Raw genomic sequence first — 19,303 nt, forward strand, 5'->3', positions numbered from 1 at the left:
AACCGCAGGCACTATTTGAAATCACGTCATCAGGGCACTCCGGTGGTTTCAACACAGGAGCGTACATGACTGCGAAACATGATCTGGAATTGGTGGATGTCACCAAACGCTATGGACCGACGGTTGCGGTAGATGCGATTCAGCATCGGTTCCAGCCGTCCTCTTATACCTGTTTGCTCGGTCCATCGGGGTGTGGCAAATCATCAACGCTACGAATGATCGCTGGCCATGAAAGTGTGACTGAGGGAGCAATTTTGCTGTCAGGCCGTGACATTTCCACCCTTCCGCCCGCGCAGCGTGGCACAGCGATGATGTTTCAGAACTACGCTTTATTTCCTCATCTTAACGTACGCGACAACATCGCTTTCAGTTTGAAAATGAAGGGGATTGATACAAAAGAACGTTACACCAAAGCAGGCGAGATGCTGGAACTGGTAGACCTGAGCGTATTGGCCGATCGTCTGCCTGACCAGTTGTCAGGAGGGCAGCAACAACGTGTTGCGCTGGCCAGAGCGCTGATCACGCGCCCTGAGGTCTTGTTGCTGGATGAACCGCTGTCTGCACTTGATCCCTTTTTACGCATTCGAATGCGCGGCGAACTTAAAAAACTGCAAAAGGAACTAGGGATCAGTTTTCTCCATGTCACCCACGGACAAGACGAAGCTCTAGCGTTGGCAGATGAAATCGTCGTGATGAATGACGCAGTAATCGAACAGGCAGGCCCGGCACGCGATGTGTTCAACGCGCCTAAAACCCGTTTCGTGGCGCAGTTTATGGGCTGCCACAACGTTATCGCGCTGCCCAATGGGAGCTTCGCAATTCGCACTGATGCAGTGACCGTCACTGGTCAGGAAAAGGGCACGTTGAACGCACAGGTGACTGATGTTGAATACCAAGGCACCCACGTCTCTTTGAGGTCGCGCATTGCAGGCGACCAAGAAGTGACAGCCATCGTACCCGAAGCAGATTACTTTACGACCCCGCATCAGCCTGGCGACCAGATTGGTCTGCATTGGGATGCCAAAAACCTTCACCCACTGACCGCATAAACGCGGCATTTCACAACCGACAAGGAGACGACGAATGACAAAGTTTACTTCCCGTACTGGCTTAAGCCGCCGCACATTGTTGAAAGGTGCTGCGTCCACAGCAATCGCTGCCGGATCAACAACATTAGGCGCGCCCATGCTTTGGGCGCAAAACATCAAGGATGTCACTATTCGCCAGTTCGGCACCGGTGTGTCCAACCTCAATGATGTAGCCAATAAAGTTAAAGAAGATCTTGGGTTTACGCTTGAGATGACCGCGTTGGATACGGACAGTGTGACACAACGTGCAGCCACACAACCCAACAGCTTCGATATTGCTGACATCGAGTATTTTATCTGTAAAAAGGTTTGGGCCGCCGGCAACATGCAGGCAATGGACACGTCCAAAATCGCCAATTACGACAAGATCGCCGGCACGTTCCGCAGCGGTCTTTTGACACCTGAGAGCACAATTGCTCAAGGCACAGCGCCGCACACGGTTGGCTTTACGTCTGGCCCGAACGGCAAGGACTTTGTACAAGAAGAGTCCGGTTGGATGACCTTGATCCCGACGATCTATAACGCCGATACACTGGGCATCCGCCCCGATCTGATCGGACGTCCGATCAAAAATTGGTCCGAACTTTTGAACCCTGAATTTAAGGGGAAGGCCTCGATCCTTGATATCTCATCCATCGGGATCATGGACATGGCAATGGTCGTGGAATCTATGGGGGAATACACTTACCCCGACAAAGGCAACATGACCAAAGAAGAGATTGATCTGACACTCGGCATCTTTACTGAAGCCAAGAAAAACGGCCAGTTCCGCGCATTCTGGAAATCCTTTGACGAAAGCGTCAACCTGATGGCGTCCGGCGAAGTTGTTATCCAGTCCATGTGGTCCCCTGCGATCACAGCCGTCAAATCGCAAGGTGTCCCATGCGTCTACCAGCCTTTGGAAGAAGGTTACCGCTCGTGGGGCGGTGGTTTGGGCATCTCTGCTGCACTGTCTGGTCTGGAGCTTGAAGCTGCCTATGAATACATCAACTGGTACCTCTCTGGTTGGGTTGGCGGCTATCTGATGCGTCAGGGCTATTACTCTGCTGTGCCAGAAACGTCGAAAGAGTTCATGACAGCAGACGAATGGGGCTTTTGGTACGAAGGCAAAGCCGCCGAAGGTGACATCTTGTCCCCGACTGGCGACAAACTGGCCGGTGCAGGTGAAGTTCGCGATGGTGGGGCCTTCCTTGATCGTATGGGATCAGTTGTGTGCTGGAACTCCGTCATGGACGAAAACCAATACATGGTCCGCAAGTGGAACGAATTTATTGCCGCTTAAAAACGACCAACGGGTGCGCCAAACGGCGCACCCACCCCAATCAATACAAAGAATACTCATGAAAAAGCTGTTAGAAAATCGCAATGTAACCGGATGGCTGATGGTGTCTCCTCTTGCGGCTGTGCTGCTGGTTTTTCTTGTGATGCCGATTGTCCTAATCCTAGTTGTCAGCTTTTGGCGTGCGACCGAATTTTCCATCATTCCGGCCTTTGAATGGGACAATTACGCGTTCCTGTTTGGGTCACCCGTCATCTACACCGTATTTTTCAACACGTTCAAATATGCATTCATTACATGGGCCTTTACCTTGGTCATCGGGTTTACCGTTGCGTACTATTTGGCATTCCATATTCGTAGCCTGACATGGCAAATCGCACTTTTCCTGTTGTGCACAATCCCGTTCTGGACCTCTAATATCATCCGCATGATCAGCTGGATCCCATTTCTCGGTCGCAATGGCATCGCCAATTCCACGCTGATGTCTTGGGGCATAATAGACGAACCGGTAGAATGGCTGTTGTTCTCAGATTTCGCCGTCATCCTCGCATTTGTTCACCTCTACACCTTGTTCATGGTCGTACCGATCTTCAACACGATGATGCGGATCGACAAATCCCTGATCGAAGCTGCGCGGGATGCAGGTGCAAACGGCGCACAAATCTTGTGGAACGTCATTATACCGTTGACCAAGCCAGGGATTATGATTGGCACCATTTTCGTTGTCACACTGGTGATGGGCGATTTCATAACAGTTCGTTTCATGTCGGGCAGCCAATCCGCGAACGTCGGTCGTTTGATCTCAAACGACATCGCTTTGCTGCAATACCCAAGCGCGTCGGCCACGGCAATTGTATTGCTGGCGACAGTACTGATCACCATCGGCATCCTTTTACGCTTTGTCGACATTCGGAAGGAACTGTAATGGAACCGCGCCCAAAATCATTCTACGTCCTCTCCGCTTTCTTCGCGCTGTTTGTGCTGTTCCTTTACGGTCCGACCCTGACGATTGGCATACTGTCGTTCCAAGGCGAAGGTGGTGGGCTTACATTTCCGATGCGTGGCGTATCCATGTATTGGTTCTACGACCTGTTCGAACAACAGGCCGTCGGTGACATTTGGGGCAGCTTTCGCCGTTCAATCGTGTTGGGCCTGATGGTCATGGTCACAACTGTGGTCGCCTCAGTTATGGGTGGCTTAGCCTTTCGCAAGAAATTCGCAGGCTCTCGCATCCTGTTCTACCTGATCATTACGGCGCTGGTGATCCCGTCAATCCTTGTGTCGTTGGGCGTTGGGTTGCTGTTTTCGCAAAGTGGGCTCGATGTGCATTGGTCGACCTCCGGCTTTGGCGCACAGCTGACATGGACGCTGCCCTTCGGCCTGCTGATCATGTTCGCGGTTTTTAACCGTTTCGACAAAAGCTTCGAAGAAGCCGCCCGCGATCTAGGGGCATCCCCTTGGCAAACAATCCGCCATGTTGTTTTGCCAATAATTGCACCCTCGCTGATTGGCGTCGCATTGTTTGGTTTCACGCTCAGCTATGACGAATTCGCGCGCACTTTGTTAACGGCAGGTAGCTACAACACTTTGCCACTCGAAATTTACGGGATGACGACCAATGTGACCTCGCCCGTGCTGTATGCTCTTGGCACGCTGACAACGTTATTCTCGCTTTTGATCATTGGTGTGTTCCTCGCCCTCGCACTCCTCAGCAATCGCCGTAAAGCGCGCGCAGGCAGCGACGCGGGAAAGGCCGTCTGATGATTGTCCTGATCAACCCCAACTGCACAGAGGCTATGACGCAAGTGATGGTGGAAACGGCATCGAAAGCGGGCGTCGCGCTGGAGGGCTGGACCTCCCACAATGGACCCGCCGCCATCCAAGGCGCTGAGGACGGCGCGGCCTGCATTCCCCCTTTGCTGACGCTGGTGCGTCAAGCATCTGATGCAGGCGCAAAGGCGATTATCATCGGCTGCTTTGATGATACAGGGCTGGACGCCGCCCGCGACATTGCGTCATGTCCAGTCATTGGTATCGGCCAAGCCGCATATCACATGGCTGTACTTTCAGGGCACCGATTTTCAGTCGTAACCACCCTGTCTGTTTCTGTGCCTATTCTGGAAAGCAACATCGATGCCTACGGCTTCACGTCACAACTGGCCCGCGTCCGCGCCTGTGGTGTACCTGTTTTAGATCTAGAGACAGACCCAACCGGAACCGCACCTGCCGTCGTGCGTGAAATCTATCGTGCTGTCTCTGAAGACAAAGTTGAGACAGTCGTCCTTGGCTGTGCCGGTATGGTCCATATCCCAGAATATCTTAGTGAAACTGGAACTGTTCGGTTAATTGACGGTGTCCGATCAGCTGCGCAGCTCGCGGTGCTTCTGGCCAAGTAGCGCCTGTTCTAAGATAGAGGTGCCGCTCATAATCAAGATTGCCAGCCAACAATGAACGAAGACACATCTGCGCTTGCAGGAATTCACTCAGACTGGAGTATCAGGCAAAGTGGGTTCCTTGCGGACCCGAGCTGCGTTTGCATATTCAAAAGACCGTATCGTCGCTAGGAATGACCGCTTTTTTCGCGCTGTGCAATCTGGTTTGTACCCGCAGCGAAGGTCTAGTTTCCGCCCATTCTGTGGAAAAACACTGTGTTGCTAGCGCAGAAAGTCGCCCCTTGTATGGGGCGTAAGCGCCTTTTTTGTCAGGCCTTGCGCGTTTGCTGCAGTGCAGGAAAGATCTTGGATAGTTTACGAAGGTTTTGGGCGGTTGCGGCGAGGAGAAATTCATCGTTTGCACCGCATGGTCCACGTAATCGCAGCCTTCCGAGGCCGAGAATGCGTTTGAGGTGGGCGAAGAGCATTTCCACTTTCTTTCTGAGCCGCATCGAGATGACATATTGTTTGGTCTTGGATATGTCGCGGGCAACCTGGCGGGCGCCTTCGTTTGGTTCACGGTTTATCGTTCGTGTGTCGCTATCTGGGCAACATTGAGCTTTCGAGGGACAGGCCTGACATGTCAGTTTAAGTGAACGATACCTCGCTGTCCCTTTGCCGGTTGGCCCTCGGTTCGGGTCTGAGTAATTGCGACGGAATTGTTTAAGATCATGACCTTCAGGGCAGATGTAACGATCACTTTCCGGATCCCATGTGAAGGCATCTCTGGTCCAAACGCCTTCTGCTCGTTTCGCTTGATCAATCACTGGAATATGTGGCGCGATCCCACGCTTGACCAACCAGCCAAGCATTGGGCCTGATCCGTAAGCGGTATCTGCTATGATGCGTTCAGGATGCAGATCAAATGTGTCCTTGACCCGATCCAACATCGTGCGAACAGACCCAACTTCAGCTTGCCGGATCGACCGTGTCGCTTCAACGTCAACAATTACGCTGTAATCCGTATCGATGAGATAATTTGTGGAATAGCTAAAGAACGCGGGGCCTTTGCGTGCCGCAGTCCACTGGCTTGCAGGGTCAGAGTGGGATGTGAACTTGGGTTCCACCTCGGATGCCGCGCCGAAGGCCGCATCGTCAAGAACGTCGAGATACTCACGCACGGCGCGCGGCGCATCCTCTGGCTTGATGGTGCCAGTGTCCCAATCTTCCTTCCGTGTCGAGTTCTGTTTGTTGGCACCCGCCTCGATCAAACTGGCATCTGCCGCAAAGCGTTGGCCACTGACGAGACCGTCTGCAATGCAACGTGCCACACTCGTTTCAAACAAGTGACGCAGAAGACCACTATCGCGGAAACGCCCGTGCCGGTTCTTCGAAAACGTCGAATGGTTCGGTACTGGGTCCGCAAGGTCAAGGCGGCAGAACCAGCGGTAGGCAAGGTTGAGATGCACCTCTTCGCAAAGCCTGCGCTCGGACCTGATGCCGAGGCAATACCCAACAAGAAGCATGCGGATCAGTAGTTCTGGATCAATAGATGGACGGCCAGTGTGGCTGTAGGATTCTGCAAGATGTGCCCGAATGCTGCTCAGGTCCACAAACCGATCAATCGAACGTAGCAGATGATCTTGAGGCACATGATCGTCAATCGAGAACTCATAAAACAACGCGCCTTGCGCCTCTTGCTTTGGTCCTAACATCGTCAATCCCCCTGCATTTACAGGTAAATTGAATCAGTGATAGCACTTCAAATCAACAAGAGTTTTTCAACAGAATTAGCCAAAACTTCCGTTTAATTTTCTGACTGTTAAGACGTTTTCCGGGCTAACTAGTTAGCCATCACGAAAGCAATCTTTTAAATGGAAGACCCATAGGGGGTACCGTCGCGTGCGCGCCCTCTAAGCGGTTGTTTTTAAAATATTAAGTGGTGGGCGACCCTGGAATCGAACCAGGCGTGCGTCTCCGCGAGGGAGTTACAGTCCCCTGCCACACCTTGCGGCCTGTCGCCCACTACGCCATTAGGTCGTTAAACCCGAACTGGCGTGAGCGCGTGACTATCGCCACGGTATTGAAGGGTCAAGGCAGAAAATCAGTGCGCCGGTAACATGGCCCGCGCATCAGTGAGGTTGAGATGAAAAAACCCAAATGGGTCGTCCAGAAAGAACAGTCGAAAAGGGCGGATGCCGCAGCCACGGTTTGGCTGTTTGGGCATCACGCCGTGCGCGATGCACTGGTGAACCCCAATCGCATCAAAGTGCGGCTGATTGTGACGCTGAATGCGCAAAACAAGCTGGCCGATGCAATCGAAGCTGCGGGTATCACGCCCGAAGTGGTCGATGCGCGCAAGTTTACAGCGCCTCTTGATCCGGGGTCGGTGCACCAAGGGGCTGCGTTAGAAGTTAAGCCATTAGAGTGGGGCAATCTTGCCGATGTGGCGATTGGGGCGGAAAATCCGCGCCTGATTCTGCTCGATCGTGTGACGGACCCGCACAATGTTGGCGCGATTCTTCGATCGGCCGAAGTGCTGGGGGCCTCTGCCGTTATCGGGATGCGCCATCATGCAGCACCTGAAACCGGCGCGCTGGCCAAGACCGCCTCGGGTGCGCTGGAACGTCAGCCTTACGTACGAGTGCGCAATTTGGCGGATGCGATCATTGAACTTCAGGGCATGGGCTATCTAGTGCTCGGGCTCGACGGCGAGGCAGATCACACCATAGAAACGGCCCTGCAAGGGGGCAAAGATCGTCCCATCGCATTGGTTCTGGGTGCCGAAGGGCCGGGTCTGCGCCAAAAGACGCGCGAAACCTGCGATATGTTGGTGCGGATTGACGCACATGCTGGGTTTGGGTCGCTCAATGTCTCAAATGCGGCGGCGATTGCCCTATATGCATCTAAGGATCACGCATAAAAGGGGGCAAAGACATCGCTTATCCGACCAAAATTGCCACTTGCTGCTATTGCGGCACCCGTGCGGCATTGGTGCTCAGCGCAGCGACGCGCCACGAATTGGCCTGTTCGGGGTGCGGGGCACCGTTGCACGATCTCAAGATGTTGCCGCGCCACCATTCAGGCGATCGCGAATTGGTGGGTCCGTCAAGGGTGCGCAGTTTCGCCAACAAGCCCAAGAAACAAAAAAAGTCTAAAACCAAACGCAAGAAATCCCCTTGGGGAGAGATGTTTGAAGACGCGTTTGAGATTATCGAAGATATTTTTGACTGATTTTGTAACAAAGCGCTCAAAACCTCTCTTTTTCAAACGTTCGTTCACAGCTTTGAGAGACTCACTATCTCTTTGCACTCAAAGCCGTATCTTCAATTCATGAACTGTAGGCACGGAACTCCTGCAGACTTTTTCACTGTCCCTCGTTCCATACCTTTTACGCCCCTTTCGCTTTGCGATCGGGGCGTTTTTTTGTCAGCATGGCCCCAACGGCAGGGGGAAATATGAACGAAACCTATTCGGATCAGCATTTACGCGATGTGCTAAAGGGCGCAAAATCAGTGGCCGTCGTGGGCGTGTCGACCAATCCGGTACGGCCCAGCTATTTTGTGGCGCGCTATCTTGGCCTTAAAGGGTACACTGTGTTTCCAGTGAATCCAGTCTATGAAGGGCAAACGTTATTGGGCAAACCCGTCGTCGCAAGCCTTGGCGATCTGACACCGCCCATAGACATGGTCGACATCTTTCGCCGATCTGACGCGGTGCCTGAGATTGTCGACGAAGCATTGGCCACTTTTCCGGCCCTCAAAACCATTTGGATGCAAATCGGCGTGTTCCACGCACAAGCCGCAGAAAAGGCGCGCGCGCGCGGTGTGACGGTGATCCAAAATCGCTGTCCAAAGATCGAATACCAACGCTTGTTTGGTGAATTGCGCATGGGTGGCTTCAATACGGGAATAATTTCGTCAAAGTTGTAAACGGGCAGGGGGCATAAAAAAACCCGCACCTATGCGGCGCGGGTTTTAAAAACGGTCCAAGTGTTTGGGTGACTTAGTTCACCCGTGACCATGTCTGTTTTTTGCAAAAAGGGCCGACACAGCCCGACACGTTCAGTGTATTACCGCTTAGCGCCATCTTTGATTTAAAGACCTTGCCGGTTGAGGGTTGCCAGATTTTGCCCGACCCATAGTTGCCATTGCCGCCCGGCACCATGTCCCAAACCAGCTGTTTTCCGATGTTCTCGGACGCAATCGGGCCGTTGGCGTCAAAGGCTTTGGCGATTGTTCCACAGATTTTGGCGCCACATGTCGTCATGGCGACATGGGCAAAAGCGCCATCGTCAACTTGCGTTTTCCATGTGCCCTCGACCGGATCGGCCAAAGCCGTGCCTGCCAAAACTGTCATTGCCGCTGCAATTATCATATGTTTCATGCGTGTTCTCCTCCACTATGGGCGAAACCTTGCGGCAACCTGCCATTCCAAATCAACAATGACCTAGGGTCGCGTTGCAAATCGTGACGCAAGGTGACAAACGACGCGCAACTGCTGCGAAAGGCCAACACACCATGATCCTATACCCCGCCATCGACCTTAAAGACGGGCAGGCCGTGCGCCTAGTACATGGCGACATGGACAGCGCAACTGTGTTCAACGACGACCCTGCCGCGCAGGCGCGGGCCTTTGTGGAAGCGGGCTGCACGTGGCTGCATCTGGTTGATCTGAACGGCGCATTTGCTGGCGCACCGATCAACGCGGCCCCGGTCGAAGCAATTCTAAAAGCCTGCCCGGTCCCGGCCCAATTGGGCGGCGGTATCCGGGACATGGCCACGATCGAGATGTGGCTCGACAAGGGGTTAGAACGCGTCATTCTTGGCACCGTCGCCGTCGAGAACCCCGATTTGGTGCGCGAAGCGGCACGCGCATTCCCCGGCCATGTAGCAGTCGGCATCGATGCACGTGGCGGGAAAGTCGCGACCAAAGGCTGGGCGAACGAGACGGATGTGGATGCCACAGACCTTGCCAAGTCGTTCGAGGATGCAGGCGTCGCGGCCATCATCTACACCGACATCAACCGCGATGGTGCAATGGGCGGGCCAAACATCAATGCCACCGAGGCGTTGGCAAGCGCCGTCAGCATTCCCGTGATTGCATCGGGGGGTGTGTCATCGGTGCAGGATTTGCGCGCGCTCAAGGCCACCAACATTATCGCAGGCGCGATATCGGGGCGGGCCTTGTATGACGGGGCCATTGATCTGGCCGCCGCCCTTGATGTGTTGAAAAGCTAAAGCTTATTCAGCCACGCCATCGGTGAATTTCGCCAATGCACCTGTCATAACAGCCAGATAGGGGGCGTCTTCAGACACGCCACCCAACTTACCAAGGTTCGCTTTGGGCGTTTCATAGGCGATCATCGTCTTGCCCTCGGCATCTTCATAGACCAACACCTTGAGCGGCAAAAACAATCCCGAAATGCGGTCATCTTTGATGGCAGGTGTACCCACTTTGGGATTGCCAAAGATCAACAGCTGCGATGCGCCAACATCTTCACCAATCGACTGGGCACCAGCCCCGTGATCGATGCGGGCAAAGATCTTCAGACCCGCACCTTCCATCGTGGCCACTAATTGGTCCACAGTTTCCACAACGCCTGCCTTGGCGGCTTTGCGCACGATGTCTTTGCTGTGATCCTCGGCCATAGCCGTTCCTCCCAAAACCAAGCTGAGCGCCAGCGCGATCAACATTTTCATAACGTTATCTCCTCATTGTCGTACAAAATATTAAGCAAACCGTACTGATACGCTTTCCTGACAGAACAACGCACCTTGTCAGTGATCATGCACAGCCACACCCATTAGGCAAACATGACGTCGTTGCATGGACGAACACATTTGCTTCATTGTTCTACAAATACTCAATTCCACCGCTCAAATGTATCGCCACCCCAGCGTGCCCTTTTCACCGAGGCCAAAGCGCTCTATCAGACACTCCATGCTTAAAACCCGTATCATTCCCTGTCTGGATGTCGCCGATGGCCGCGTTGTCAAAGGCGTTAATTTTGTCGATCTTGTGGATGCAGGCGACCCTGTCGAAGCTGCGCGCGCCTATGATGCGGCGGGCGCGGACGAGCTTTGCTTTCTCGATATCCACGCGACCCACGAAAACCGCGGCACAATGTTTGATCTGGTGCGGCGCACCGCTGAACAGTGTTTTATCCCACTCACAGTGGGGGGCGGCGTGCGCGAGGTGGCGGATGTGCGCGCGCTTTTGTTGGCGGGCGCTGACAAGGTGTCGTTCAACTCGGCCGCTGTGGCGGACCCGGATGTGCTGACACGCGCGGCTGATCAGTTTGGCAGCCAGTGTATCGTGTGCGCGATCGACGCCAAAACCGTCAGCCCCGGCAAATGGGAGATCTTTACCCACGGGGGCCGCAAACCAACTGGCATCGATGCCGTGGATTTTGCACGCATGGCGGCAGCAAAAGGGGCAGGGGAAATCCTTTTGACCTCAATGGATCGTGACGGAACGCGCGCAGGTTTCAACCTGCCACTGACGCGCGCCATTTCTGATGCGGTTTCTATCCCCGTCATCGCGTCGGGCGGCGTCGGCACTCTTGATCACCTCGTGGACGGCGTGACGCAAGGTGGTGCTTCTGCGGTGCTGGCCGCGTCGATTTTTCACTTTGGGGATTTCACAATTGCACAGGCCAAGGCCCACATGGCGGCCGCAGGCCTCGCCATGAGGCTGACATGACACAGGTCTGGGAACAGATCACTGTTCTCGAAGGCGATCACGAGCAGATTCCGTGCGATTGCTGTGGTAAAACAACGACAAAGATCAGCGGAGACATCGAAGGCCCCAATGGTTGGCTTGGATTTTACTTCGTGCGCTTTTCAGGTGCGCATCCAGAACACCCAGCTGTGTTTCGCATCGCGACCGGGGATTGGAGTGACGGGGCTCTGGCGGAAAACCGGTGGGTTTTCGATTTAGAATATAATGTCGAGACAGAAGGTTTCCGCGTCTTGGATACGAAAAGCCAAGGCGATGGGGCATCGGCAACTTATCTGGACAGGGCAGACATCGTTGGGTCTTCTTTTGCGCCCGAGGCGTTTGCAATGGTGGATGCGATTTTTATGAAAGATACCCGTTTGGCGGAGTTGCACAGATGACCTTAGACGACCTATTTGCCACGATCCAAGCCCGCAAAGGCGCAGACCCTGACAGTTCTTGGACAGCAAAACTGTTCGCCAAGGGCCCCGAAAAATGTGCCGAGAAATTCGGGGAAGAAGCGATCGAGGCCATCATCGAAGCCATAAAGGATGACAAGGCGGCGCTGACCAGCGAAGCGGCAGATGTTTTGTACCACTTGTTGGTGATGCTGGCCGCGCGCGATGTGGACCTGTCGGACGTGATGACAGAGCTGGCGCGCCGTCAAGGCACGTCCGGGATCGCAGAAAAGGCCGCGCGATAACCGTAAATGGCCCATTTCTACCCAGAACTACGAGTTGCTGAGCGCAAGCAAACGCCTTAATAAGTGCTGCAACTGCACAATCAAAGATTTGCTGCACCTGCAAAGACCGCATTGGAGTATCCGTACTATGCCCGAATTTAACAAAATCCTCATTGCAAACCGGGGCGAAATTGCGATCCGCATCATGCGCGCCGCCAATGAGATGGGCAAGAAAACGGTCGCCGTCTACGCCGAAGAAGACAAACTAGGTCTGCACCGCTTCAAGGCTGACGAAGCCTACCGCATCGGCGAGGGGCTGGGCCCGGTTGCCGCCTACCTCAGCATCGAAGAAATGATCCGCGTGGCGCGCGAAAGTGGCGCTGATGCGATCCACCCGGGCTATGGTCTGCTGTCGGAAAACCCTGAATTCGTGGATGCCTGCGAACAAAACGGCATCACCTTTATTGGCCCGCGCGCCGAAACCATGCGCGCGCTGGGCGACAAAGCTTCGGCGCGTCGCGTGGCAGTCGAGGCTGGCGTGCCCGTCATTCCAGCCACAGAAGTGCTGGGCGACGACATGAAAGCGATCAAAGCCGAGGCCAAAGAAGTTGGATACCCGTTGATGCTTAAGGCGTCATGGGGCGGCGGCGGGCGCGGGATGCGCCCCATCGCAGACGAATCCGAGGTCGAGGAAAAGGTGCTTGAGGGTCGCCGCGAAGCCGAAGCCGCCTTTGGCAACGGCGAGGGATATCTTGAAAAGATGATCCTCAAGGCGCGCCACGTTGAGGTGCAAATTCTTGGCGACAAACATGGCGGCATGTACCACCTGTTTGAACGCGACTGTTCTGTGCAGCGGCGCAACCAAAAGGTCGTTGAACGCGCACCCGCACCGTACCTGACCGAAAAGCAGCGCAAAGATATCTGCGAATTGGGTCACAAAATCTGTAAGCACGTGGGTTATGAATGCGCCGGCACCGTCGAATTCCTGATGGATATGGATGACGGCAAATTCTATTTCATCGAGGTAAACCCCCGCGTCCAAGTCGAACACACCGTGACCGAAGAAGTCACCGGCATCGACATCGTGCGCGCCCAAATTCTGATCGCCGAAGGCAAAACCATTGCCGAAGCCACCGGAAAAGACAGCCAAGATGATGTGCGTTTGACTGGTCACGCCCTGCAAACCCGGATCACCACCGAAGACCCACAAAACAACTTTATTCCCGATTATGGTCGTCTAACGGCCTATCGTTCGGCCACGGGCATGGGCATTCGTCTGGATGGCGGCACTGCTTATGCTGGCGGCGTCATCACGCGCTATTACGACAGCCTGCTGACCAAAGTCACCGCCAAGGCACCGACCCCTGAAATGGCGATCGCGCGCATGGACCGCGCGCTGCGTGAATTCCGTATTCGCGGCGTCAGTACCAACATCTCTTTTGTCGAAAACTTGCTCAAGCACCCGACGTTCCTTGATAACACCTACCACACCAAGTTCATCGACGAGACGCCGGACCTGTTCCAATTCAAGCGCCGTCGCGACCGTGGCACCAAGGTGCTGACCTATATCGCCGACATCACTGTGAACGGGCACCCCGAGGTCAAAGACCGCCCACGCCCCCGCACGGATCTGAAACAGCCAAAACCACCGGCCTTGCAGGCGGATCCGTCGCATCAAATGGGGACCCGTAATCTGTTGGAACAAAAGGGTCCGCAGGCGGTTGCCGATTGGATGAAGCAACAACAACAACTGCTGATCACCGACACAACGATGCGCGACGGGCACCAATCTTTGCTGGCTACGCGTATGCGCAGCCACGACATGATCAAGGTCGCACCGGCCTATGCCGCCAACTTGCCGCAACTGTTCAGCATGGAATGCTGGGGTGGGGCGACGTTTGATGTGGCTTATCGCTTTTTGCAGGAATGCCCATGGCAGCGCCTGCGCGATCTGCGTGAACGCATGCCGAACCTGATGACGCAAATGCTGCTGCGCGGTGCCAATGGGGTGGGCTACACCAACTATCCCGACAACGTGGTGCAAGAATTTGTGCGCGTTGCCGCCGACACAGGCGTGGATGTGTTCCGCGTGTTTGACAGCCTCAACTGGGTGGAAAACATGCGCGTCGCTATGGATGCGGTGCAAGAGCAGAACAAAATCTGCGAAGGTACAATTTGCTATACCGGCGATATCCTGAACCCGGATCGTGCGAAATATGACCTGAAATACTATGTGGAGATGGGCAACCAGCTCAAAGATGCAGGCGCACATGTGCTGGGCCTCAAGGACATGGCCGGGCTGCTGAAACCTGCCGCTGCACGCGTGCTGGTCAAGGCGTTGAAACAAGAAGTCGGCCTGCCGATCCACTTCCACACACACGACACCGCGGGCATTGCGACGGCCACTATTCTGGCGGCAGCCGAGGCTGGCGTGGACGCCGTCGATTGTGCCATGGACGCGCTGTCGGGCAATACATCCCAAGCCACGCTTGGTTCAGTTGTCGAGGCGTTGCAGAATTCAGACCGCGACACGGGCCTTGATATCGATGCGGTGCGTGACATTTCGGACTATTGGGAATCGGTGCGCGAGCACTACGCGGCCTTTGAAAGCGGCATGCAGGCCCCAAGTTCCGAAGTGTATTTGCACGAAATGCCCGGCGGGCAGTTCACCAACCTCAAGGCACAGGCGCGATCACTTGGGCTTGAGGAACGCTGGCACGAAGTGGCGCGCACCTATGCGGATGTGAACGACATGTTTGGCGACATCGTCAAAGTTACGCCGTCTTCCAAAGTGGTGGGGGACATGGCGCTGATGATGGTGTCTCAGGGGCTGACGCGCACCGAGGTGGAAGACCCGGAAAAAGACGTGGCATTCCCGGATTCAGTTGTCGACATGATGCGTGGCAATTTGGGCCAACCTCCCGGTGGTTTCCCGGTTGATATCCAATCAAAAATCCTGAAAGGCGAAGAGCCCAACCTGTCACGCCCCGGCGCGGATGTGCCTGCCGTCGACTTTGAAGCGACGCGCACGGACTTGTCCGAACAATTGGAAGGACGCGAGGTCGATGACGAGGATCTGTCGGGATATCTGATGTATCCCAAGGTGTTCCTTGATTACATGGGCCGTCACCGCACATACGGTCCCGTCCGGGTGCTGCCGACCAAGACGTTCTTTTACGGCATGGAGCCGGGTGAAGAAATCTCGGCCGAGATTGACCCAGGCAAGATTTTGGAAATCCGTTTGCAGGCCGTTGGTGAAACCAACGAAGATGGTGAAGCCAAGGTGTTCTTTGAACTGAACGGTGCACCCCGTGTGATCCGCGTGCCGAACCGCATGGTGAAATCGACCACCGTGCAACGCCCCAAGGCCGAAGCCGGCAACGCAGACCACATCGGCGCCCCAATGCCGGGCGTGGTGGCCAGCGTGGGCGTGCAAGTCGGCCAAAAGGTCAGCGAAGGCGATCTGTTGCTGACCATCGAGGCGATGAAAATGGAAACGGGCATCCATGCCGAACGTGATGCGGTCGTGAAGGCGGTGCATGTGGCACCCGGCGGGCAGATTGACGCCAAGGACTTGCTGGTCGAATTGGAGTGATACCAAGCGTTAACGCTTGCGAATTGTGTTAACCAATTGTTAACCTCCAACTGGAGGTTGATTTTCGATGGGTGTGTTTAAATGGACTGGCTATGGGATGGTGGGGCTTTTTGGGCTTGGCCTTGTGCTGGGTGACGAGTCGGGTGGACCTGACACCTCAGTTTTATCCACCCCTTCAGCGCATGTGGTCGTGAAGGCCGACAAAATTACGGCGTTGCCCAATGACCCCGAAAAAGAGGCGCTGTTTTCAGAAACCGCGCAACCTGTGGCTTTCCGTAGTACCACGTCAGTGCCCGAAACCCGTACGCCCGCATATGTATATGTCACTGGCAGCCGAGTAAATGTGCGCGCTGGGCCTGGTACTTCCAATGCACGCGTCGGCGCCTTTGGTCGCGGCACCAAACTTGTTGTGCTGGAATCACAAGCAGGATGGAGCCGTGTAAGAGGCTCTGTCTCGGGCATTATGACGGTGGGTTGGATGTCTCAAGATTACCTGAGCAACCGCAAACCGGCGCCTGTTGCAGTGTCCGCGCCACGACGTGAGCGCGCGATTTCCGCCCCCTCAAGGCCAGACATTCAAAATGCCAATAAGGTGCTGATATCACAAAGTATTTCGGTGTATCCGGGCAATTGTCCGTGCCCGTACAACAGGGATCGAGCAGGACGCCGGTGTGGACAACGCAGCGCATGGTCAAAGCCAGGTGGTCGTTCGCCCCTGTGTTATGACAGTGATATTACCCGTTCACACTTGTCTGCATATTTCAAACGCATTGGGCAGCAATACCCGTAGCGGCACTTTGATGCTTTGATGCATAAGATGCACATCTGTTTGCAGATTGAAACAAAGCTTCGAACCGGTTTGAAAATCCCTTGTGTCAGCACACGAGCGGGGCTCAGGGTGCGCTGGGGCAGGCTTTTGCCCATTTCAACTGGCTGGGATCGCGCCTGTGCAACCACATACAAACCGCACCACTTGGACCGCCGTTTCTGCCATGTTTGTCTTGAACGGGGCGCTTTATGGCATTTGGGCGTCTCGCATTCCGGCGATTGCGCAGCTTTATGATCTTGATGCAGGCGATTTGGGGTGGCTGTTGTTGTTGCTGGCCGCAGGTGCGATTGCAGCTTTTCCTCTGGCGGGGCGCTATGCCGACCGTTTGGGCGCGGCCTTTGTCACATTAAGGATCGCAGTTCTGTACACTGTGGCCTTGGGTTTGATCGCGATAGCGCCCAATGTGGCGACGCTGGCTGTGGCGCTGGCGTTGTTTGGGGCAGCGCATGGGGCGATGGATGTGGCGATGAACACATGGGCGGGCGAGGCCGAGACCCACATCGGCCGTCCGGTTATGTCGTCCTTTCATGCGATGTTCAGTCTGGGTGCCGGTCTGGGGGCCGCCAGCGGGTTTGCCGCGGAACATTGGGGCATTGGGATCACTTTGCATTTTATCGCTGTGGGTTTGGTCTTTGCCGTGATCACACTGGCGTGGGCACGCATCGGTTGGATGTCGCCGACCCGAAACATTAGCAAGGACATGCCACTGTTTCCTTTGCCTCGGGGGCCGTTGGTGGCTGTGGGGGTGATCGCGTTTTGCACGTCGATGGGCGAGGGGGCGATGGTGGACTGGAGCGCGCTGTTGCTGATTGAAATGACGCACGCCACGGCTGCACATGCGGCCTTGGGTTATAGCGTGTTCTCGATCTCCATGGTGATCACACGGCTGTTGGGCGATCAGGTCACGCGCGCGCTGGGGCCAACCCCGACGGCGCGCATCGCGGGCGGGATTGCGACCGCGGGCGCGCTATACGCGATCGTCTCGGCCAATTACGGCGCGACACTTTTTGGCTTTGCGCTGATGGGGGTGGGCTATGCTGTTATCATGCCACTGGCGTTTTCGCGCGCTGCACGCGATCCGCATTTGTCGCCGGGCACGGCCATCGCTTCGGTGTCGACGCTTGGCTACGGAGGGTTGCTGCTTGGCCCGCCGTTGATCGGCTTTGTGGCCCATGCGACAACGTTGCGTACCGGCTTTGCGGTGCTTGTGGTGCTGGCCGCGTTGACTGTGGTGTTGGCGGGTGCTGTGCGGGCGGGGCGGGCCTAAAGCAACCCTTGCGCGCGGGGCCGTGGACTGGCAATTTTGGCGGCATGCAACTTGCCTCAGTCTCTTTGATCGTACCGGATTATGACGTCGCGATTGATTTTTATTGCACTCAGATGGGGTTCGAACTGATCGCCGATATCGATCAGGGGCGCAAACGCTGGGTCGAAGTCCGGCCTCCGGGGGGAGGGGGCACGTTTGTGCTGGCCCGCGCAGACGGGGCGGATCAGGAAGCGGCCATTGGCAATCAAGGTGCCGGGCGGGTTTGGCTGTTTTTGCAAACGGATGACTTTGTTCGCGACCACGCCAAACTGCGCGCGGCGGGCGTCACCTTCGAAGAAGACCCACGTTACGAGGTGTACGGCACAGTCGCGGTGTTTCGCGATTTGTTTGGAAACCGTTGGGACTTGATTGAAAAGAAGCCTGAGGTTTCTGATTAAGCCGGATCACCGCATTGAACCCGCAGCTCGCAGTGATCGATCAGCGTCGCGCGATCGTTTTTATTCGCCATTCTCGCCTTACGGTTTTGGCACAACATTCAATGTGCTCTGACCCACCAGCCCAAAATCCAACGTAAGCGTAAATGAGGCCGGAGGCGGGGCAGAAAACCTTAGAACAGCCTCGACCGTCACGTCTTGGGCAAAATTCACAGTGATCGGATCAAATACAATGGGTTGTGCGCCAACGGCAGATAGACTCGTCAAAGCCAATGGACCGCCTGCACCTGTCACCGTCAGCGATAGCGCCACGTCTTGTCCCATTACGGTCGCTGAATTTACGACTGCCAACACATCGGGCGCATGGGTTCCTTCGTGCGCTTGCGTGGCAGGCGCGATCAGAACCATAAAAAGCGTAACGATAAGGTGTAAAAAGCGGTGCATGGGGCGGCTTATCTCTTTTTGAAGGGCGGGGTTCGGCATTCTGTCGTGCTGTTTTCTGGTTCTAACAACTTTTTTCCGTTCCGTGTGATTTTCCACTTGCAGGGCCGGACGGGTGAAAGTATCTCACGCCTCAAGGAAGCGGGCGTAGCTCAGGGGTAGAGCATAACCTTGCCAAGGTTAGGGTCGGGCGTTCGAATCGCCTCGCCCGCTCCAAATTAACCAGCAAACCCAGCTGGTTACGATAAGGGTCACCTTCGGGTGGCCCTTCGTCGTTCTGAGCTACGGTGTTGTTTTGGTAAGGATAAAGCGCGCTTTAACCTCCATCTCTGTTCACTTGTTTGGCTATTTCCGACGTCGCGGACACATTCAAGGCTCTCGTATAATCCTTATTGATTATGGCTTGGGCGGCCGAAAGAGGGCGGACAGAACAATTGCCGCGTTGTCGTTTTTGACGTCCTCAGGCTGAAGGTGACCGGTTTGGCCATCAAACGCCTGACTTGCCAATTCAAGGGTTTGAGCGTTCCGGTCAAAAGGTCACTGACGACGATCGTCTCCGCAATCTTTGCAAACAACTATTTCTACCATTCCACATC

The 19,303-nt window shown here is 55.1% G+C and carries 20 protein-coding genes and 2 tRNA genes; 17 read left to right on the plus strand and 5 right to left on the minus strand.

The window, feature by feature from the left end:
* Positions 1–65: 65 nt before the first annotated feature.
* Genes ABJF76_RS04395 through ABJF76_RS04415 form a run of 5 tightly spaced genes read left to right on the plus strand, consistent with a single transcriptional unit; the run spans position 66 to position 4,763 of the window.
* Positions 66–1,049, plus strand: a complete 984-nt coding sequence (locus tag ABJF76_RS04395) for an ABC transporter ATP-binding protein (protein ID WP_413821191.1) — start codon at positions 66–68, stop codon at positions 1,047–1,049.
* Between the two features lie 34 nt (positions 1,050–1,083).
* Entirely contained in the window at positions 1,084–2,370 is a 1,287-nt protein-coding gene (locus ABJF76_RS04400) for an ABC transporter substrate-binding protein (RefSeq protein WP_413821192.1), read from the plus strand.
* 58 nt (positions 2,371–2,428) lie between these two features.
* On the plus strand, positions 2,429–3,292 hold the full coding sequence (locus ABJF76_RS04405; protein WP_413821193.1) for an ABC transporter permease: 864 nt from the start codon (positions 2,429–2,431) through the stop codon (positions 3,290–3,292).
* Positions 3,292–4,128 carry an ABC transporter permease gene (locus ABJF76_RS04410; RefSeq protein WP_413821194.1) on the plus strand — a complete coding sequence of 279 codons (837 nt, stop codon included), beginning with the start codon at positions 3,292–3,294 and terminating at the stop codon, positions 4,126–4,128. The genes ABJF76_RS04405 and ABJF76_RS04410 overlap by 1 nt, the downstream gene beginning before the upstream one ends.
* Positions 4,128–4,763, plus strand: a complete 636-nt coding sequence (locus ABJF76_RS04415) for an aspartate/glutamate racemase family protein (RefSeq protein WP_413821195.1) — start codon at positions 4,128–4,130, stop codon at positions 4,761–4,763. Before ABJF76_RS04410 ends, ABJF76_RS04415 begins: the two co-directional genes overlap by 1 nt.
* 305 nt (positions 4,764–5,068) lie before the next feature.
* On the opposite strand, the gene ABJF76_RS04420 is transcribed toward ABJF76_RS04415, so the two are convergent.
* Both ABJF76_RS04420 and ABJF76_RS04425 read right to left on the minus strand, forming a co-directional pair.
* Entirely contained in the window at positions 5,069–6,454 is a 1,386-nt protein-coding gene (locus ABJF76_RS04420) for a transposase (protein ID WP_413821196.1), read from the minus strand.
* A gap of 225 nt (positions 6,455–6,679) precedes the next feature.
* Positions 6,680–6,763 (minus strand) — tRNA-Tyr (locus ABJF76_RS04425).
* A 122-nt stretch (positions 6,764–6,885) separates the two neighbouring features.
* Here ABJF76_RS04425 and rlmB point away from each other — a divergent pair.
* From rlmB to ABJF76_RS04440, 3 genes are all read left to right on the plus strand, one after another.
* Positions 6,886–7,662 (plus strand): 23S rRNA (guanosine(2251)-2'-O)-methyltransferase RlmB, encoded by a 777-nt coding sequence (rlmB, locus tag ABJF76_RS04430; RefSeq protein WP_413821197.1) that lies wholly within the window; start codon positions 6,886–6,888, stop codon positions 7,660–7,662.
* Positions 7,663–7,733: 71 nt separating this feature from the next.
* Complete coding sequence (locus tag ABJF76_RS04435) at positions 7,734–7,973, plus strand: hypothetical protein (protein WP_413822517.1); 240 nt, start codon at positions 7,734–7,736, stop codon at positions 7,971–7,973.
* Between the two features lie 224 nt (positions 7,974–8,197).
* Positions 8,198–8,671 carry a CoA-binding protein gene (locus ABJF76_RS04440; RefSeq protein ID WP_413821198.1) on the plus strand — a complete coding sequence of 158 codons (474 nt, stop codon included), beginning with the start codon at positions 8,198–8,200 and terminating at the stop codon, positions 8,669–8,671.
* 73 nt (positions 8,672–8,744) lie between these two features.
* On the opposite strand, the gene ABJF76_RS04445 is transcribed toward ABJF76_RS04440, so the two are convergent.
* A complete protein-coding gene (locus ABJF76_RS04445) occupies positions 8,745–9,125 on the minus strand; it encodes a DUF2147 domain-containing protein (RefSeq protein WP_413821199.1) in 381 nt (126 codons plus the stop codon).
* A 134-nt stretch (positions 9,126–9,259) separates the two neighbouring features.
* Here ABJF76_RS04445 and hisA point away from each other — a divergent pair, with 134 nt between their 5' ends.
* The gene (hisA, locus tag ABJF76_RS04450) at positions 9,260–9,979 is read left to right on the plus strand and encodes a 1-(5-phosphoribosyl)-5-[(5-phosphoribosylamino)methylideneamino]imidazole-4-carboxamide isomerase (protein WP_413821200.1); all 720 of its coding nucleotides are present in this window, start codon (positions 9,260–9,262) and stop codon (positions 9,977–9,979) included.
* Positions 9,980–9,982: 3 nt separating this feature from the next.
* Here hisA and ABJF76_RS04455 read toward each other — a convergent pair whose 3' ends face one another.
* Positions 9,983–10,441 (minus strand): DUF302 domain-containing protein, encoded by a 459-nt coding sequence (locus tag ABJF76_RS04455; RefSeq protein WP_413821201.1) that lies wholly within the window; start codon positions 10,439–10,441, stop codon positions 9,983–9,985.
* A 241-nt stretch (positions 10,442–10,682) separates the two neighbouring features.
* Between ABJF76_RS04455 and hisF the strand changes: the two genes are divergently transcribed.
* The 7 genes from hisF to ABJF76_RS04490 all read left to right on the plus strand — a co-directional run bounded on the left by hisF (position 10,683) and on the right by ABJF76_RS04490 (position 18,269).
* Entirely contained in the window at positions 10,683–11,444 is a 762-nt protein-coding gene (gene hisF, locus ABJF76_RS04460) for an imidazole glycerol phosphate synthase subunit HisF (RefSeq protein ID WP_413821202.1), read from the plus strand.
* Positions 11,441–11,860, plus strand: coding sequence for a hypothetical protein (locus ABJF76_RS04465; RefSeq protein ID WP_413821203.1), 420 nt, complete (start codon positions 11,441–11,443; stop codon positions 11,858–11,860). Before hisF ends, ABJF76_RS04465 begins: the two co-directional genes overlap by 4 nt.
* Positions 11,857–12,162: a phosphoribosyl-ATP diphosphatase gene (locus ABJF76_RS04470; protein WP_413821204.1), complete on the plus strand. Its 306-nt coding sequence runs from the start codon at positions 11,857–11,859 to the stop codon at positions 12,160–12,162. Before ABJF76_RS04465 ends, ABJF76_RS04470 begins: the two co-directional genes overlap by 4 nt.
* A gap of 127 nt (positions 12,163–12,289) precedes the next feature.
* Positions 12,290–15,736: a pyruvate carboxylase gene (locus ABJF76_RS04475; protein ID WP_413821205.1), complete on the plus strand. Its 3,447-nt coding sequence runs from the start codon at positions 12,290–12,292 to the stop codon at positions 15,734–15,736.
* A gap of 67 nt (positions 15,737–15,803) precedes the next feature.
* A complete protein-coding gene (locus ABJF76_RS04480; protein ID WP_413821206.1) occupies positions 15,804–16,526 on the plus strand; it encodes an SH3 domain-containing protein in 723 nt (240 codons plus the stop codon).
* A gap of 157 nt (positions 16,527–16,683) precedes the next feature.
* Complete coding sequence (locus ABJF76_RS04485; protein ID WP_413821207.1) at positions 16,684–17,832, plus strand: MFS transporter; 1,149 nt, start codon at positions 16,684–16,686, stop codon at positions 17,830–17,832.
* 44 nt (positions 17,833–17,876) lie between these two features.
* A complete protein-coding gene (locus tag ABJF76_RS04490; RefSeq protein WP_413821208.1) occupies positions 17,877–18,269 on the plus strand; it encodes a VOC family protein in 393 nt (130 codons plus the stop codon).
* 78 nt (positions 18,270–18,347) lie between these two features.
* Here ABJF76_RS04490 and ABJF76_RS04495 read toward each other — a convergent pair whose 3' ends face one another.
* Positions 18,348–18,710 (minus strand): hypothetical protein, encoded by a 363-nt coding sequence (locus tag ABJF76_RS04495; RefSeq protein ID WP_413821209.1) that lies wholly within the window; start codon positions 18,708–18,710, stop codon positions 18,348–18,350.
* A gap of 138 nt (positions 18,711–18,848) precedes the next feature.
* Here ABJF76_RS04495 and ABJF76_RS04500 point away from each other — a divergent pair.
* Positions 18,849–18,923: transfer RNA gene (locus tag ABJF76_RS04500), tRNA-Gly, on the plus strand.
* The last annotated feature ends 380 nt before the right edge of the window (positions 18,924–19,303 follow it).

The sequence above is a fragment of the Tateyamaria sp. genome (assembly GCF_039940735.1).
Classification (GTDB): domain Bacteria; phylum Pseudomonadota; class Alphaproteobacteria; order Rhodobacterales; family Rhodobacteraceae; genus Tateyamaria.

What these genes read in the sequence shown, in the direction of transcription:
- ABJF76_RS04395 (WP_413821191.1), top strand. Translation starts at nt 66, where the DNA reads ATGACTGCGAAACATGATCTGGAATTGGTGGATGTCACCAAACGCTAT.
- ABJF76_RS04400 (WP_413821192.1), top strand. Translation starts at nt 1,084, where the DNA reads ATGACAAAGTTTACTTCCCGTACTGGCTTAAGCCGCCGCACATTGTTG.
- ABJF76_RS04405 (WP_413821193.1), top strand. Translation starts at nt 2,429, where the DNA reads ATGAAAAAGCTGTTAGAAAATCGCAATGTAACCGGATGGCTGATGGTG.
- ABJF76_RS04410 (WP_413821194.1), top strand. Translation starts at nt 3,292, where the DNA reads ATGGAACCGCGCCCAAAATCATTCTACGTCCTCTCCGCTTTCTTCGCG.
- ABJF76_RS04415 (WP_413821195.1), top strand. Translation starts at nt 4,128, where the DNA reads ATGATTGTCCTGATCAACCCCAACTGCACAGAGGCTATGACGCAAGTG.
- ABJF76_RS04420 (WP_413821196.1), bottom strand. Translation starts at nt 6,454, where the DNA reads ATGTTAGGACCAAAGCAAGAGGCGCAAGGCGCGTTGTTTTATGAGTTC.
- rlmB (WP_413821197.1), top strand. Translation starts at nt 6,886, where the DNA reads ATGAAAAAACCCAAATGGGTCGTCCAGAAAGAACAGTCGAAAAGGGCG.
- ABJF76_RS04440 (WP_413821198.1), top strand. Translation starts at nt 8,198, where the DNA reads ATGAACGAAACCTATTCGGATCAGCATTTACGCGATGTGCTAAAGGGC.
- ABJF76_RS04445 (WP_413821199.1), bottom strand. Translation starts at nt 9,125, where the DNA reads ATGAAACATATGATAATTGCAGCGGCAATGACAGTTTTGGCAGGCACG.
- hisA (WP_413821200.1), top strand. Translation starts at nt 9,260, where the DNA reads ATGATCCTATACCCCGCCATCGACCTTAAAGACGGGCAGGCCGTGCGC.
- ABJF76_RS04455 (WP_413821201.1), bottom strand. Translation starts at nt 10,441, where the DNA reads ATGAAAATGTTGATCGCGCTGGCGCTCAGCTTGGTTTTGGGAGGAACG.
- hisF (WP_413821202.1), top strand. Translation starts at nt 10,683, where the DNA reads ATGCTTAAAACCCGTATCATTCCCTGTCTGGATGTCGCCGATGGCCGC.
- ABJF76_RS04465 (WP_413821203.1), top strand. Translation starts at nt 11,441, where the DNA reads ATGACACAGGTCTGGGAACAGATCACTGTTCTCGAAGGCGATCACGAG.
- ABJF76_RS04470 (WP_413821204.1), top strand. Translation starts at nt 11,857, where the DNA reads ATGACCTTAGACGACCTATTTGCCACGATCCAAGCCCGCAAAGGCGCA.
- ABJF76_RS04475 (WP_413821205.1), top strand. Translation starts at nt 12,290, where the DNA reads ATGCCCGAATTTAACAAAATCCTCATTGCAAACCGGGGCGAAATTGCG.
- ABJF76_RS04480 (WP_413821206.1), top strand. Translation starts at nt 15,804, where the DNA reads ATGGGTGTGTTTAAATGGACTGGCTATGGGATGGTGGGGCTTTTTGGG.
- ABJF76_RS04490 (WP_413821208.1), top strand. Translation starts at nt 17,877, where the DNA reads ATGCAACTTGCCTCAGTCTCTTTGATCGTACCGGATTATGACGTCGCG.
- ABJF76_RS04495 (WP_413821209.1), bottom strand. Translation starts at nt 18,710, where the DNA reads ATGCACCGCTTTTTACACCTTATCGTTACGCTTTTTATGGTTCTGATC.